Here is a 16250-nt window from a genome sequence, read left to right as displayed (position 1 = left end):
CTGGCGGAGAGTTTAGCTGCTCTTGCTGCGATAGGCGGCGACGGCGCGATACAGCGCGGTGTCGTGTTCCGCCGGCACCGGCTTGCTCCCGATCATCCAGGAGAACAACTCCTGATCGGAAACGTCCATCAGCACTTCCAGCGTGGCAAGGTCCGCCTCGCTCATCGTCGCGATGTGTTCCCCCACATAGCCGCCAAGGAGAATGTCCATTTCCTTCATGCCGCGATGCTGGCAGCGGTAGAGTATGCGCTTGCGCCGCGCGCTGTCGTCATCGCGCGCGCTGCCCGTCGTGGCCCTGCGGTCTGACATGCGATTTCCTTTGCCTGTGCCTATTCCCGTCCGGGCGGCATCTGCCTGGCCGCGCGGGCACGGCCTTGACAGAACCCTGATCGTGCGCGGGTTATAGCGGTCCTTGCGTGAAACTCAATGCGCGGGGCTGCCACCGGTTCCAGCAACCGCGCCCGCGGCAGCATGTCAACCAGCCAGAACAATCGGTCTGCCGTCTGTCCATGCGTCCCTCGCTCCTCGATCCGCTGTTTGCCCCCGTTTCCTCCCTGCCCGGCGTCGGCTCCAGGCTGGCGATGCGGCTTGCCGGCCTGCTCGGGACGGACCCGGACCGCGAGCCCCATGTCGTCGATCTCCTGATGCACATGCCGAGCGGAGTGATCGACCGCCGGCTTCGGCCCGGTATCGCGCGCTCGCCGGAGGGCGCCATCGTCACGCTGGAGGTGCGCGTCGACCGGCACCAGGCGCCGCCCCGCGCCAGCCGTGCCCCCTATCGCGTCTTCGGTCATGACGAGACCGGAGAAATCGCCTTCGTCTTCTTCCATGCCAATGCCGGCTGGCTGGAGAAGCTGATGCCCGTCGGCGCCGACCTTGTCGTCTCGGGCCGCGTGGAGTGGTTCAATGGCCGGCCGCAGATGGTGCATCCGGATCACGTGGTCCCGGCCGAGGAGGCGGACAGCCTGCCGCTGGTCGAACCCGTCTATCCGCTGACCCAGGGCCTGTCCGGCAAGGTGCTGCAAAAGGCCATCGCCGCCGGGCTCGAACGGATACCCGATCTGCCCGACTGGCTTGATCCGGCCTACGGCAAGAGCCGAAACTGGCCCTCCTTCCGCGACGCGCTGTTCGCGCTCCACCAACCGGACGAAACGCGGCTGGCCGAACACGGAGACGACAGTGCCGCGCTGGCAAGACTGAGCTATGACGAGTTTCTCGCCAACCAGCTCGCCCTTGCCCTGGTGCGCCGCTCATTGCGCCAGACCCGCGGCATCGCCCGGACCTTCGCCGGCACGCTGAAGGCGAAGATCCTCGCTGCCCTGCCCTATTCCCTCACGGAGGGCCAGGCGCAGGCGGTCCGGGAGATCGAGGAGGACCTCGCCTCGCCGGTCCGCATGCTGCGGCTGCTGCAGGGCGATGTCGGCGCCGGCAAGACCGTTGTCGGACTGCTCGCGGCAGCCGCTGCCATCGAGTCGGGCGCCCAGGCCGTGCTGATGGCCCCGACCGAGATCCTGGCCCGCCAGCACCACGCCTCCCTCGCCCCGCTCTGCGAGGCGGCCGGACTCCGTCTTGCCATCCTGACCGGGCGGGACGGAGCGAAGCACAAGCGCGAGACCCGTGCCGCACTCGAAGCTGGCGAGATCGACCTCCTGGTCGGCACCCATGCCCTGTTCCAGTCTGACATCGTCTTTCACAATCTCGGCCTTGCCATCGTCGACGAGCAGCACCGGTTCGGCGTTCACCAGCGCCTGATGCTCGCCTCGAAGGGCCAGGGCGTCGACATGCTGGTGATGACCGCAACCCCCATTCCACGCACGCTGGTGCTGACCTATTTCGGCGACATGGAGGTCTCCCGCCTGACGGAGAAGCCGGCGGGCCGCCAGCCGATCACCACGGTTGCCGTGCCGCTCGACCGGATCGACGATGTGGTTGGACGCCTGCGGGCCGCGCTCGGCGAGGGAAAAAAGGCGTACTGGGTCTGCCCGCTGGTTGAGGAGTCGGAGAAAACCGATCTGGCGGCTGCGGAAGAGCGCCATGCGGTCCTCACCCAGCTTCTCGGGCCCCGGGTCGCCCTGGTGCATGGACGCCAGGGCAGCGAGGAGAAGGAGGCCGCCATGCGCGCCTTCAAGGACGGCCCCGTCCAGCTCCTCGTCGCAACGACGGTGATCGAGGTCGGCGTCGACGTACCGGAGGCCTCGATCATCGTCATCGAGCATGCGGAGCGGTTCGGCCTGTCGCAACTGCATCAGTTGCGCGGGCGCGTCGGGCGCGGCAGCGAGGCCTCGACCTGCCTGCTGCTCTACAAGACCCCGATCGGCGAAACCGCCCGTGCGCGTCTATCGATCATGCGCGAGACCAATGACGGGTTCCTCATCGCCGAGGAAGACCTGCGCCTGCGCGGCGAAGGCGAGATCCTGGGAACACGCCAGTCGGGCACGCCCGGCTTCCGCATCGCCGACGCCGGGACGCAAGGAGACCTGCTGGAGACCGCGCGCGACGATGCCCGTCTAGTGCTGGAGACCGAACCCGCCCTCGACGGCAGGCGCGGCCCTGCGCTGCGCCTGCTGCTCTATCTGTTCGGCCGGGATGAGGCCGTGCGATTGCTGCGGGCCGGTTGACGGGAACGGATGAAAAAGGGCTACGCGCGGGACGCCTTTGCCTCCCCTTGCTTCCCCTTTTGGCCCTCTTCCTCCAGTCGCGCCAGCTTGTCGTATTCGGGACTGACGAGCCCGGCCGATATGACCAGCTTGGCGGCATCCTCCACCGACATGTCGAGTTCGATGATCTCGTTCTTCGGGACAAAGAGCAGGAAGCCGGATGTCGGGTTCGGCGTCGTCGGCAGGAACACCGCGGTGACGTCGTTGCCACTGCTGGCCAGGTGATGCGCCACCTCGCCGCGCGCATCCGTGGCGATGAAGACGATGGCCCACAGTCCCGGTCGTGGATAGGGGATGATGGCCGCCTTTTTGAAGCTGTTGGAGCGCTCCGCCAGCACGGTCTCGAAGATCTGCTTCAGTCCGCTATAGAGGTTGCGCACCACGGGCATGCGCCCGAGCAGGAGTTCGCCATAGGAGACGAGCGTCTTGCCGGCGATATTGGCAGTCAGGAAGCCGATCAGGACGAGCGCGAGAAACGCGACGATCAGACCCACGCCCGGCACCGGAAACGGCAGGTAGGTGTCCGGATTGTAGACGCGCGGGATCAGCGGCTTCATCCAGCCGTCGACCCACTGGATGATCGACCAGGTCAGATAGGCCGTGATCCCGAGCGGGCCGGCGATGATCAGTCCGGTCAGGAAATAGTTCCGCAACCGCGTCATCGCGCTGGGCCGCGCGATCGCCGCGATATGTTCAAGATCGTCCGGGTTCGTGTTTCCGCTCATCGTCGCGTCATATCCTGCCATCTGATGGGCCAACCGGCCGTCGGTGTGCTGCATCCGCCGCATTGCTGCGGCGCCGAACTAGCCCCCTGCCCGAACATTTGATAGTCAGCCTGTGCGAATGAGCAAGCTGCCATGGAGACAAAACGGTTTCATGGACCAGAAGGGATCTGAACCCAAGGCGGCATGGGCCGTGCGTCTGGGCTACCGTGTGCTGGGCGGGCTTCTCGTCGCCATCGGCGTGATCGGAGCGTTTCTGCCGCTGCTCCCCTCGACCATCTTCTTCATCGGTGCGACAGCCTGTTTCGCCCGCTCCTCGCCCAGCCTGGAAGCCTGGCTGCTCGAACATCCGCGCTTCGGCCCCGGCATCCGGGCCTGGCGTGACGAAAAGGCCATCCGCCCCCGCGCCAAGATCGCCGCGCTGAGCGGAATGGCGTTCGGGTATGCGGTCTTTCTGATTTCTGCCAGCCCCTCGCTGCGACTGGCCGTCGTCGTGTCAGTCGTCCTCATGGCCTGCGCGACCTATGTCGCCTCCCGCCCCTCGGGGACAGAACCCGACGCCTGAATGCGGCGGAGGCGGCCTCCTCGCAACCGCCACTCGCTGGATGCCGTTTGCTCACGGCTGGTTTACCATGGTGCGGCACCGGGTCGCGGCGTGTGACGCCGGTCACGGCACTCGACCCCGGGCAGGCTCAAACTGGCCTCCTCCCGTCATCCGATCCCGCAAGGACAGGCCGGCGGTCAAACCAGTGAATGCGAGGATTTGGCAATGACCAACAGAGCATATGCCGCCAACGGCGCTGCCTGCGCCGACCCGCCCGCCGCACCAGCCCGGTTCTGGACAGCCATCATGCTGCCCTTGCTCATGGCGCTTGCCGCCATGACCTTCCTGCTGGCGCCGGCCAGTGCCCAGCCGATAGAGCTCAATCGCGACCGGCCGATCATCCTGCCGGATCGGCCCATTCTCTGCTCTCCTCCAAGAGTGATGCGCAACGGCCGCTGCGTGATGCCCGACATTCCGGTTCTCTGCGCACCGCCGCGCGTCATGCGAAACGGACGCTGCGAGATGCCGGAGCGTCCGGCGGTCTGCCTGCCGCCGCGCGTCATGCGGGAGGGCCGTTGCATCATGCCGGCCCCGATCGTCTGCCCGCCGCCGCAGGTGCGCCGCGGCGACCGCTGCGTCATGCCCGAGCTACCGGTCGTGTGCCTGCCGCCGCGCGTCATGCAGGGCGGCCGCTGCGTCATGCCGGCTCCGATCGTCTGCCCGCCGCCGCAGGTACGCCGCGGTGACCGCTGCGTCATGCCCGAACTACCGGTCGTGTGCCTGCCGCCGCGCGTCATGCAGGGCGGCCGCTGCGTCATGCCGGCCCCGATCGTCTGCCCGCCGCCGCAGGTACGTCGCGGTGACCGCTGCGTCATGCCCGAGCGCCCGATTGTGTGCCGCCCGCCGGAAGTGCGTCGCGGCGACCGCTGCGTGCTGCCGGACCGTCCTCCGGTCTGCCACCTGCCCTACATCTATTCCGCCCGCGAGCGCCGCTGCATCCTGCCGGTACCGGTGCCGCCGATCGTCACCCCGCCGGCCTGCATCGCCCCCTGGCAGTATTCGCGGGCTGCGGGCGGCTGCATCTGCCCCAGCGGCTATGTGGTCGATCGGGGCGAATGCGTGCGGCGCGACACCCAGGCCTGCACCTTCCCGTTCGTCTATTCCTCCAGCCAGAACCGCTGTGTCTGCGCGCAAGGATACCGGCCGTTCGGAGCAGGCTGCGCGCCGGAACGCCCCACCCCGACCCCGCAGGAGAACATCTCCTGGATCCAGGCCTGTCTGAATGCCGCCGGTTACGATGCCGGGCCGGTCGACGGCTTGACCGGACGGCGGACACGGGACGCCTGGACCAGCTTCCGTCAGGACAGCGGGCTGGGCGGCGGCGAGGCGCCGTATACCGATCCGGAGACGCTCGCCAAGCTGTTTACCGCCTGCAATCCGGCGGAAGAGAGCGAAAGTGGCGCTTCCGCCTCCGATGACGGGGACGCGGCAACGGCAGACGCCGGGTCGCAGATCCCGCCGACGGACGCGGCGCCGCCGCTTGCCGGAGCTTTCACGGCGGCCCCGGCCCTGTGCGCCACCGGCCGGCTCTACAGCCTGCTGCGCGGCGAACAGGAGGAGCTGGAGCCTTGCGGCCGCAGTTGCATCCCCGCGCCGGAAGGCATGAGCGAGGAAGACCTGCTGCAGCAGCAGGAACGCCAGGGCATCACCTGGTGCCGGTCCTGCGTCGCGGTCGGATCGCTCGGCATGCTGTGCCCGGCGCTGGTCGAGGACGCGGAGGCCGCCGAACAGGACAGCGCCAACTGAGCCGATGGCGACCAACAAAAACGCATGCGGCCGCCCGGAACTCTCCGGGCGGCCGCATCGTGTTCGATCCGTTGTCTGTCGCGGTGCGCGGGACTATTCCACCGTCACCGACTTCGCCAGGTTGCGCGGCTGGTCCACGTCCGTGCCCATGAAGACCGCCGTGTGATAGGCGAGCAGTTGCACCGGCAGCGCGAAGACGATCGGGGCGATGAACTCCGGCACATCCGGCACGACCACGGTGCGCCAGGTCGGGGCGCCGCAGGCAGCGGCCCCCTTCTCGTCGGTGATCAGCACCACCTTGCCCCCGCGCGCGGCCACTTCCTCCATGTTCGACACCGTCTTCTCGAAGACCGGGTCGAACGGCGCGATGACGATGACGGGGACATCCTCGTCGATCAGGGCGATCGGGCCGTGCTTGAGTTCGCCCGCCGGGTAGCCTTCCGCGTGGATATAGGAGATTTCCTTCAGCTTCAGCGCCCCCTCCATGGCCAGCGGAAAGCTGGTGCCACGGCCGAGATAGAGCACGTCGCGCGCCCGCGACAGCGGCTGGGCCAGCGCCTCGACCTCCGCTTCCAGCGAGAGCGCGCGGTTGACCGTGCCCGGCACCTCCGCCAAGGCCCGCACCAGGGCGGCCGCCTCCTCGGCCGACAGATGCCCGCGCTGCACGCCGGCATGGACCGCCAGCGAGGCAAGCACGGCAAGCTGACAGGTGAAGGCCTTGGTCGAGGCGACGCCGATCTCGCGACCGGCAATCGTCGGGAACACGAGATCGGCCTCCCGGGCGATGGTCGATTCCGGCACGTTGACCACGGCCGCGACCGTGATGCCCTGTGCCTTGCAGTAGCGCAGGCCCGCCAGCGTGTCGGCCGTCTCGCCGGACTGGGAGATGAACAGCGCCATGTCACCCTTGCGGATCGGCATTTCGCGGTAGCGGAACTCGGAGGCGACATCGATGTCGACCGGCAGCCGCGCATAGCGCTCGAACCAGTATTTCGCGACGAGACCCGCATAATAGGCCGTGCCGCAGGCCGAGATGATCAGCCGGTCGAGCGGCGCGAAGTCGATCGACGTGCCATTGGCGAAGACCGTCCGCATCTTGGAGAGATCGAGATAGCGCGACAGGGTATGGCCGATCACTTCGGGCTGTTCATGGATCTCCTTGGCCATGAAGTGCCGGTAATTTCCCTTGTCGATGGTCAGCGAGACGGCCTGCGAGGCGATCACCGGCCGCTCGACCGGCGCGTTGGACACATCCATGATCTCGCAGCCCGCGCGGTTGAGCACCACCCAGTCGCCCTCCTCCAGATAGGAGATGCGGTCGGTGAACGGCGACAGCGCGATGGCATCGGAGCCGAGAAACATCTCGCCCTCGCCATAGCCGACGGCGAGCGGCGAACCCCGTCTTGCGCCGATCAGCAGGTCGTCCTCACCCTCGAAGAGGAAGGCCAGCGCGAAGGCGCCCTTGAGCTTCGGCAGCGTCGCGGCCACCGCCTCGCGCGGGCTGGCGCCGCGGGCAAGCTCCCGCGAGACCATATGCGCGACGACTTCCGTGTCGGTATCGCTGGAGAGTTTCGCACCCTCCGCCTGCAACTCGCCGCGCAGCTCGAGATAGTTCTCGATGATGCCGTTGTGGACGACCGCCACGCCCGGCGCGGAGTGCGGATGCGCATTGGCTTCCGTCGCCGCGCCATGGGTCGCCCATCGGGTGTGACCGATCCCGGCAAGGCCGGCGATCGGCGCCCGCTCCAGCTTCTCCTGAAGGTTGCGGAGCTTGCCGGGCGCCCGGCAGCGGAGCAGCCTGCCACCGTCGAGCGTTGCCACCCCGGCCGAATCGTAGCCTCGGTATTCCAGGCGCTTCAGCGCATCGACGAGCAGGCCGGCAACCGGCTGCTTCCCCAAGATCCCGACAATTCCGCACATATGTGAGTGTCTCCAAAGCTCGGCGGAGGCAGCCGACGCGCCGACGTCTCGCCTCGTGTGTGGCCACACCCTTAGCGAACGCGCCCCGTCCGCGCACAATCAAAACCTGTTTCAGTTCGTGACATGGATTTGCAAACAAAGCCGAAACGCCAATCGGCCAGTCTCGGCAAAAGTGACTAAAACCCCTTGTATCGACAGAAACTTCAAGCCTTGTTAACCATGTCGGGCGTTTTCTGGACGCAGACGAGACAAGCGCGGGATACGCGGCGTGAAACCGCTGGAATCGAGCAAGAGGAAGCAGCCGGTACGGGTTTCCGGCGACACCCGGTCCGTCGCACTTTGGGGCGGCGGGGCGATGCTGTTTGCCATCGTCGGATCGGCGTCCGTCTTCCTTGCGCCCCAGTTCCCCCTTCACAGCCGGCAGATCGACAGCGGCCCGCTTCCCCCGCCGGGAGAAGTCCGCACCACGGCGTCGGTGACCTCCCGCACGGCCGGTGGAATCGAGGTCTACCCGTCCGAGGGCGGCACCGAAGGGGCTCAGGCCCGACGCATTATGCAGGCCGAACTGGATACGCTCCGCCGCGAGGTCGCGGAATTGCGCCGCATCACCAGCGTTTTGAACGAGCGCAACAGGATGCTCGCCGAGCGCACCGTCGGCCCCGAGAATGCAAACTCCGTTCAGGCTGCGCAGGCCGCCAGCGGGTTTCAGCAGGATGTGGATGCCGCCGTCGATGCCCGTGCCGGAAGTGCGACCGCCGTCGAGACATTGCCCGCTCCGAACGTCCGCAAGGCGCCTGACAAGACCGTTCCGGCGTCGACCGCCGCTGCGCCCGACAAGGAGGTCGCCGACCTGATCGGTGCGGCCTTGCCGGACAATCTCCGTCAGCCGGTGCGGATCGTCGCACTGCCGGGAAGCGAACCGCCCGGCAGCACGGCATCGATTCCCGCGTCGGCCGGACAGGACACCCACCCGACGCCCGCACTGCCCTCCCTCGCCGTGACGCAGGCGGCAGGCCATATCGCTCCGGGCAGCGCGGAGCGGATCCAGAGAACCGATTTCGCCGTCGATCTCGGCAGCTACGCCTCCCAGGCCGATGCCGAGGCCGCATGGTCGAAGCTGCGGAGCGCGCGCAAGGACCTGCCCGAACAACTGCAAAGCCACATTCTGGCAGCAGAGACAGGCGACGGCGTGACCCTCTATGCCGGCCCCTATCCGAATGCCGCGGATGCTGCGATGACTTGCGTCCACATCTCCGACGAAGGTATCAGGTGCCGACCCGTTCCCTTTCCTCAGGTCCGTGCCTTAGAACCGTAGGCTAGAGATCAGAGCGACTGGCCGACGCAACAGCCTTCGCCCCCAAGTCAGGCCTTATATGTTCGATCCAACCAATGTCCGGCAGCGGGCCTATGCCCTGCTTCTCGTCATGCCGCTGTTTTTCGCGTCCAACATCGTCATCGGCCGTGCCGCCGCCGCGACGGTGGAGCCGTGGACGCTCGCCTTTCTGCGGTGGCTCGTCGCCTTCCTGATCCTGCTGCCCTTCGCCCTGCCCGGTCTGAAGCAGCACCGTGACGAGATCCTGAGAAACTGGCGCCTGATCACCATCATGGGCCTGCTCGGAATGTGGTTCTGCGGCGCGGGCGTCTATTTTGCCCTCAGATACACCTCCGCGACCAATGGCACCCTGATCTACACCTCCTCTCCGGTGCTGATCCTGATGTTGGAATGGCTGTTCCGCGGCCGCGCCATCGGCCGCCGCGAAGCCATCGGGATCGTTCTGGCGATCCTGGGTGTCGTGGCGATCGTTGTGAAGGGATCGCTTGGACAGCTCCTCGCCCTGCGCTTCAACGCCGGCGATGTGATCTTCGCGATCGCCGCCCTCAGTTGGGCGGTCTATTCTGTGCTGTTGAAGCGCAAGACCCTCGCCGCGGTGCCGACCATCTCGCTGTTCGCCGCGCTGGCCTTTGCCGGCGTCGTCACGCTCGCCCCCTTCACCCTCGTTGAAATCGTCGAAACCGGGCACTTCCCCGCGTCGCTGGATGCCTGGCTGTCGATCTTCGGGCTGGCGCTGATCGCCTCGGTCCTCGCCTTCTACTGCTTCCAGCACGGCATCGCGGTGGTGGGACCGTCAACCGCCGGGCTTTTCATGTATCTGCTGCCGCCCTACGGGGTGATCATGGCCGTGGTGTTTCTCGGCGAGGAGCTGCACGCCTATCACTTTGCCGGATTCCTGCTGATCATGTCCGGCCTGGTGATGGCGACAGCGCCGGTGTCGCTCTGGCGCAAGGCGGCGGACCTGCTACCGCTCGGCCTCCTCAAGCTGCCCTTGCGCGCTCCGGCGCAGGGCGCCGAGTGACGGTGGACCTGCCGGGCGGCAGCGATCCGAAGTTCGGCGCCGCCCCTTTGGACCGTCAGCCGATGACGGCCAGCGCGGGAAAGGTCTCGAGCAGCCAGAAGGACAGGCGCGCCATCTGCCCGGTCATGAACGCAACGCCGGTCACGATGAGAAAGACACCCATCGCCCTCTCGACCGTGACCATGTGCCTGCGGAAACGGCTCATGAACCGCATGAACGGGCCGGCGAACAGGCCCGCGACCAGGAACGGCACGCCGATCCCCAGCGCATAGGCGCCGAGCAGGATCGCGCCCTGGGACACGGAGTCCTCGCTGCCGGCGACGAAGAGGATCGCGGCAAGGATCGGTCCGACGCACGGCGTCCAGCCGAAGGCGAAGGCAAGGCCGATCACATAGGCCCCGACGAGGCCGGCCGGCTTGCGCTCCACATGCACCCGAGCCTCGCGGTAGAGCAGGCCGATCCGGAACACGCCGAGGAAATGCAGTCCCATGACGATGATGGCCGCCCCGGCGATGTAGCCGAGCACCTGGATATGCTGGGTGACGACCTGCCCGATCAAGGAGGCGCTGGCGCCGAGGGCGACAAAGACCGTCGAAAAGCCCAGGACGAAGGCAAGGGAGGCAAAGAAGACCCGGTAAGGGTCGGCCTTTTCCTCCCCCTCTCCCGTCAACTCGTCGAGGGAGACGCCGGCGAGGAACCCCAGATAGGGCGGGACCAGCGGCAGCACGCAGGGAGAAACGAAGGAGAGCAGCCCCGCGAAGAAGGCACCGATGAGTGTGACGTCCTGAAACATGAGCATTCCTGCTTGCAGGCGGAAGACCGGCCGGCCGCCTCTTGCGCCGCCGAACCTGATACCGTTCGGCTTAGCGGATACACGCTGCAGGGCAATGTGACCCCTTGCCTCAACTACGTATTCGGCTTTTGCGTGTGGTCGGCCCGTCCCGATATAGGCCCCGGAGGCGGAGAAGTCGCCTCACCTTTTGGCGAGCGGGAAGACGGAGGGTGCGAGCGGCGCAGGAGGCGGTCCGCGATGTCTTCGCTCAGGACGGGTCGCAGCTTTCCGCAGGGCGGCGAACGAAAAACATGACGGAAATCAATCTGTTCCAACGGAACGGACCACCGGGCGGGCGAGAGGTCAGTCCCGCCCCTTGCCGCCATAGATGACTTCCAGGAAATTTCGGCGCAATTGCGCCTCGTCCTGTCCGTCGCGCAGGCCCTGACGCCACTGATCGATGACGAGGCGCAGGGCCAGCGTCTCGCGGGTATGCGGCAGCCGGCTGAGATAGTCGGTGAAATAGTCGTCGAGAGCCTGGCGGTCGAGGGCCCCTTGCGCGATCAGGCCGTGGATCAGCGCCATCGTCGCAGCGATATGCCCCCTGAGGAACTCGTATTCTGCCGTTCCTGTCGTGTTGCCGCCGGAGGTGTCAGACATCTTCTCGTGCGCCCGTCCCGTCGTTGTGGGGTTCACCTGTCTCTGCCGGTAGTTGTACACAGCATTGGTGAACTGGTCGAGACACGATCCGCTCGTCAAGAACTGCGCCGTTGCAGTCCCTTCCCGCCGATCGCGCCGACCGGTTGTGATCATGACTCTATATCATGAACAGAGCGTTTTCCACTTGGCCTGACGATCAAACGATAGGCGCAGCCTCTCGGCGGGCGAAAAAACCATGATCCATCATTGCTCTGGACGAATGGAGCGGTGTCTTGGAGCGATAGCCGGCGCAGCAGGCCGAGGCGACACGGTGGAGTGCGCTTCGCTCACCGACCGCAGGACACTGCGACAGCGCTGCGATCTTGATGGTGAGCCCGCAGGGGCTCGAACCCTGGACCTACTGATTAAAAGTCAGTTGCTCTACCAACTGAGCTACAGGCTCACGCGGGTTCCTGTAACAATGTGGGCGCGGCGTGACAAGAGGCGAATTGGCCGGGGGTGGAAAACCGCCCCCGGACCGATGCCCTGCCCGCGCCCGCCGGCTGCCTCTTACGCGCTCTCCGTGCGTGCGCTGGGGACATCCGCGCCGGCATAGATGCCTTTGAGGCGCTCGCGGATGATCTGCATGACCACATAGAGCACCGGCACGAGGATAACGCCGAGCGAGGTGGCGAACAGCATACCTCCGAACACGGCGAAGCCGATGGCCTGCTGGCTCGCAGCACCCGCCCCGCTCGCGGTCATCAGCGGCACGACGCCGAGCAGGAAGGCGAGCGCGGTCATCATCACCGCCCGGAAGCGCAGATGCGCCGCCTCGCGCGCCGCCGCGATGATCGACTTGCCCTTGTCCCGCTCCTCCATCGCGAACTCGACGATCAGGATCGCGTTCTTCGCCCCGAGGCCGACAAGCATGATCATGCCGATCTGCGTGTAGAGGTTGACGTCGCTGCCCGTCACCGCCACCGACACGAAGGCGCCGAGCAGCGCCACCGTCACCGACATCAGGATCGCCAGCGGCATCGACCAGCTCTCGTACTGGGCGACGAGGAACAGATAGGCGAAGAGGATCGACAGCATCAAGACGATGACGACGATCGCGCCGGCGCCTTGCTGCTGCTGCGCGGTGCCGGTCCACTCGAAGGCATATCCGGCCGGCAAGGCCTCGGCCGCCCCCTTCTCCATTTCCGCGATCGCGTCGCCCGTCGACATTCCGACCTTGGGCGCCGCGTTGACCGAAGCGGCACGGAACATGTTGTAGCGGTTGAGAAGCTGCGGCCCGAGCACATTCTCCACATTGACGATGGAGCGCAACGGCACCATCTCTCCATCGCTGTTGCGCACATGCAGCCGGGCAATGTCGTCGGCCCGGTCGCGGAACGCCCCCTCCGCCTGGATCATCACCCGGTAGACGCGGCCGAACAGGTTGAAGTCGTTGACATAGTAGCCGCCGAGAAAGGCCTGCAGCGTCTGGAACACGTCGCTGACCCGCACGCCCAGCAATTGCGCGCGCTCGCGATCGAGATCGACGAAAAGCTGCGGCACATTTGCCCGGAAGGTCGAATAGGCCTGGGCGATGGAAGGCTGCTGATTGGCCGTATAGACAAGCGAGCCGACAGCGGAGGCGAGGTCCTGAGGCGTTCCGCCGCCGGTCTGCTGCACCTTCATCTCGACGCCGGCGGTGGTGCCGAGGCCGGGGATCGGGGGGGCGTTGAAGGCGATGATGTTGGCGCCGGGGATTGTCGAGAAGGTCGCCCAGAGCTGGGCGAGGATACCGTCGGCGCTGAGCTGCGGCGTCGTGCGCTCGCCCCAGGGCGTCAGCTTGACGATGACCATGCCCGCGTTCGGCGACAGGCCGGAGTTGAGGATCGAGAAGCCATTGACGATGATGACATGCTGGATGCCGTCCATCGCCTCAAGCATCTCCTCCATCCGGTCGGTCACCTCGCTGGTGCGCGGCAGGGCGGCGCCGTCCGGCAACTGCACGTCGACCATCAGGTAGCCCTGGTCCTCCAGCGGCAGGAAGCCCTGCGGCAGGCGGCCGCTCATCACCACGATCAGCGCCACCGCCGCGCCGATACCGGCAAGGCCGAGGAACGAGCGCGGCAGCAGGCGCGAGACGATGCCGACATAGCCGTCGCGGGCATGGCCGATGCCCCGCTCGAACATCGCCATGACACCGCGCGGCGGCCCGGAGCGGGCTTTCAACACCAGCCCGCACAGGGCCGGCGACAGCGTCAGGGCGTTGATCGAGGAGATGACCACCGCCACCGAGATGGTGACGGCGAACTGCGAGTAGAGCTTTCCGGTGATGCCCGGCATGAAGATCGTCGGCACGAAGACCGCCAGCAGCACCAGCGTTGTCGCGATCACCGGCGTGGTGATCTGCCCCATCGCCTTCTCGGTCGCTTCCCTGGCCGGAAGCCCCTCCTCCGCCATGATGCGCTCGACGTTCTCGACCACGATGATGGCATCGTCGACGACGATGCCGATGGCCAGAACCAGGGCGAACAGGCTGATCGTGTTCAGCGACATGCCCGCCAGCAGCAGCACGGCGAAGGTGCCGATCAGCGACACGGGAATCGCGATGGTCGGAATGACCGTCGCCCGCCAGTTGCCCAGGAACACGAAGACGACCGCCACGACGAGCGCGAAGGTCATCATCAAGGTTATCAGCACATCATCCAGCGAGCGCTCGACGAACTCCGTCGTGTCGAAGGGAATGTCGTAGACAACATCCTCCGGAAAGGAGCGCGACAACTCCTCGAGCCGCGCCCGGACGCCGTCGGCCACTGCCAGCGCATTGGCGCCCGGCGCCTGATAGATCGCCAGGACGGTCGCCGGCTTGCCGTCGAAACGGCCGTTGGCGCCGTAGAACTGGGAGCCGAGCTCGACGCGCGCCACGTCGCCGACGCGCACCAGCGCCCCGTCCTCGCCGGTGCGCAGCACAATGTTGCGGAATTCCTCGGCCGTCGAAAGCCGCCCCTGCGCCCGCACCGTATACTGGAACTGCTGGCCCTCGGGCGCCGGCGGCGCGCCGATCTGCCCCGCCGCCACCTGCAGGTTCTGGTCCTGGATCGCCGCGATGAAATCGCCCGGCGTCATCGACAGGCTGGCCATCCGGTCCGGATCGAGCCAGACCCGCATGCCATAGGCGAAGTCGGTGAGCACGTCGGCCTTGCCGACGCCCTTCACCCGCGCCAGGGCGTCCTTGAGGTTGATCGATGCGTAGTTGGCGAGAAACAGCTCGTCATAGGTGCGGTTGGGCGAGAACAGCGTCACCACCAGCAGCATGTTGGTGCTGGCCTTCTGCACGGTGACGCCGCTGCGCGTCACCTCGGCCGGCAGCACGCTGGTCGCCTGGGAGACGCGGTTCTGCACGTTGACCGCGGCGATGTCCGGATCGGTCCCGACCTCGAAGACGATGTTGAGCGAATAGCTGCCATTGTCGGAACTGTTCGACGACATGTAGATCATGTTGTCGACGCCGTTCACCTCCGCCTCGATCGGCGCGGCCACCGTCTCCTCCAGCACCTGCGCGCTGGCGCCTGTGTAGCTGGCGGAAACGTTCACCACCGGCGGGGTGATGTTGGGAAACTGCTCGACCGGCAGCGACAGGTATCCCAGCGCGCCGGCGATGGTGATGACGATCGAGATGACCAGCGCGAATTTCGGCCGGTTGATGAAGATCCGCGAGAACATCGGCCTACTCCGCCGCGCCGGCGGCGAGCGCGGCGTTCACCGGCACGCCGGGCCTCACCTTCTGCAGGCCGAGCGTGATCACCCGCTCGCCTTCCTGCAGCCCGCTCGTCACGGCGAAGTCCGTTTCGACCTGCTGGCCGAGCTCGACATAGCGCTGCTCGACGGTCTCGTTGCTGCCCACCACCAGCACGAAGGCGCCGCGCTGGTCGCGCTGCACCGCCGACTGCGGAATGACGATCTCCTTCATCGCCACGGGGGCTTCGACCACCACTTCGACAAAGGTGCCGGCGACCAGCAGGCGATCGGGATTGGCGAAGCGCCCGCGCACCGAGATCGTGCCCGTCTTCGGGTCGACCACATTGTCGATGAAGACGATTTCGCCGTCCTGCTCGTAGCGCTTGCCGTTCGGCAGGATGATGTGGATGCCCGGCAGGTCGGCCTTGTCGCCGACCGCTTCCGCCGGACGCTCGCCGCGCACCGCGTCGAGATAGTCCTTCTCGCTGATCGCGAAGTTCACATACATCGGATCGGTGCGCACCAGCCGGGCGATCGGCCCGGCGCTCGGCCCCACCACATCGCCGACGCTGAAATTGGTCTTGCCGATCTGACCGGCGAAAGGCGCGGCGACATCGGTATAGCCAAGATTGAGCTCGGCCTGGGTGATCGCCGCATTGGCGGCGGCGACGACGGCGTCCGCCTGTTCCCTGGCCGCCAGCGTCGCCTGATACTTCGCCTGCGAGACATGCCCCTTGTCGAACAGGTCCTTGTCGCGCTCCAGATCGGCGGCCTTCAGGGCAGCATCCGCCTGGGCACGGGCGGCATCCGCCTTGGCCGAGGCAAGGGTCGCCTCGTAAGGCGCGCGCTCGATGGTGAACAGGAGCTGGCCGCTCTCGACCGTCGCGCCGTCCTCGACATTCTTGGAGGCGAGGAAACCGGACACCCGGGCGATCAGGTTGACATCGTCGACCGCCTGGACGCGCCCGACGAAGCGGGCCGACTGGCGCACTTCCTTGGAGACGGCGGCGGCAACCGTGACGGAGGGCGGAGGAGCCGACTGGGAAGACGTGCATCGGACGGATTGCAGCCGGCCAGCAACAGGGCAACCCCCGGAATCAG

12 protein-coding genes and 1 tRNA gene are annotated in these 16250 nt (G+C 66.6%); 5 read left to right on the top strand and 8 right to left on the bottom strand.

Translation table 11 applies throughout. The features are described 5' to 3' along the window. Positions 1–12: 12 nt before the first annotated feature. Complete coding sequence (locus TSB10GB4_RS07205; protein ID WP_186388000.1) at positions 13–309, bottom strand: succinate dehydrogenase assembly factor 2; 297 nt, start codon at positions 307–309, stop codon at positions 13–15. Positions 310–509: 200 nt separating this feature from the next. Between TSB10GB4_RS07205 and recG the strand changes: the two genes are divergently transcribed. Continuing rightward, entirely contained in the window at positions 510–2618 is a 2109-nt protein-coding gene (gene recG, locus TSB10GB4_RS07200) for an ATP-dependent DNA helicase RecG (protein WP_186395172.1), read from the top strand. A 20-nt stretch (positions 2619–2638) separates the two neighbouring features. Here the strand turns inward: recG and TSB10GB4_RS07195 are convergent, their stop codons facing one another. Then, a complete protein-coding gene (locus TSB10GB4_RS07195; RefSeq protein ID WP_371328870.1) occupies positions 2639–3382 on the bottom strand; it encodes a DUF502 domain-containing protein in 744 nt (247 codons plus the stop codon). Positions 3383–3500: 118 nt separating this feature from the next. Between TSB10GB4_RS07195 and TSB10GB4_RS07190 the strand changes: the two genes are divergently transcribed. Both TSB10GB4_RS07190 and TSB10GB4_RS07185 read left to right on the top strand, forming a co-directional pair. Further along, on the top strand, positions 3501–3944 hold the full coding sequence (locus tag TSB10GB4_RS07190; protein ID WP_371328869.1) for a YbaN family protein: 444 nt from the start codon (positions 3501–3503) through the stop codon (positions 3942–3944). A 204-nt stretch (positions 3945–4148) separates the two neighbouring features. Then, positions 4149–5729 (top strand): peptidoglycan-binding protein, encoded by a 1581-nt coding sequence (locus tag TSB10GB4_RS07185; protein WP_186395171.1) that lies wholly within the window; start codon positions 4149–4151, stop codon positions 5727–5729. Between the two features lie 93 nt (positions 5730–5822). On the opposite strand, the gene glmS is transcribed toward TSB10GB4_RS07185, so the two are convergent. Next, positions 5823–7649, bottom strand: coding sequence for a glutamine--fructose-6-phosphate transaminase (isomerizing) (gene glmS, locus TSB10GB4_RS07180; protein WP_186395170.1), 1827 nt, complete (start codon positions 7647–7649; stop codon positions 5823–5825). Positions 7650–7917: 268 nt separating this feature from the next. Between glmS and TSB10GB4_RS07175 the strand changes: the two genes are divergently transcribed. Next, a complete protein-coding gene (locus TSB10GB4_RS07175) occupies positions 7918–8964 on the top strand; it encodes an SPOR domain-containing protein (RefSeq protein WP_186395169.1) in 1047 nt (348 codons plus the stop codon). Positions 8965–9022: 58 nt separating this feature from the next. Further along, entirely contained in the window at positions 9023–10003 is a 981-nt protein-coding gene (locus TSB10GB4_RS07170; RefSeq protein WP_186395168.1) for a DMT family transporter, read from the top strand. Positions 10004–10058: 55 nt separating this feature from the next. Here the strand turns inward: TSB10GB4_RS07170 and TSB10GB4_RS07165 are convergent, their stop codons facing one another. The 5 genes from TSB10GB4_RS07165 to TSB10GB4_RS07145 all read right to left on the bottom strand — a co-directional run bounded on the left by TSB10GB4_RS07165 (position 10059) and on the right by TSB10GB4_RS07145 (position 16140). Then, positions 10059–10796, bottom strand: coding sequence for a cytochrome c biogenesis CcdA family protein (locus TSB10GB4_RS07165; RefSeq protein WP_186395167.1), 738 nt, complete (start codon positions 10794–10796; stop codon positions 10059–10061). Positions 10797–11138: 342 nt separating this feature from the next. After that, positions 11139–11435 (bottom strand): hypothetical protein, encoded by a 297-nt coding sequence (locus TSB10GB4_RS07160; RefSeq protein ID WP_186387993.1) that lies wholly within the window; start codon positions 11433–11435, stop codon positions 11139–11141. 366 nt (positions 11436–11801) lie between these two features. Further along, positions 11802–11877: transfer RNA gene (locus TSB10GB4_RS07155), tRNA-Lys, on the bottom strand. A 107-nt stretch (positions 11878–11984) separates the two neighbouring features. After that, the gene (locus tag TSB10GB4_RS07150; protein ID WP_186395166.1) at positions 11985–15134 is read right to left on the bottom strand and encodes an efflux RND transporter permease subunit; all 3150 of its coding nucleotides are present in this window, start codon (positions 15132–15134) and stop codon (positions 11985–11987) included. Between the two features lie 4 nt (positions 15135–15138). Then, positions 15139–16140 (bottom strand): efflux RND transporter periplasmic adaptor subunit, encoded by a 1002-nt coding sequence (locus TSB10GB4_RS07145; RefSeq protein ID WP_186395165.1) that lies wholly within the window; start codon positions 16138–16140, stop codon positions 15139–15141. Positions 16141–16250: the final 110 nt, after the last annotated feature.

The sequence above is a fragment of the Stappia sp. TSB10GB4 genome, from assembly GCF_900185745.1.
Lineage (GTDB): Bacteria > Pseudomonadota > Alphaproteobacteria > Rhizobiales > Stappiaceae > Stappia.
The sequence above is the reverse complement of the archived record's forward strand: the minus strand, read 5'-3'. Positions and strand labels throughout refer to the sequence as shown.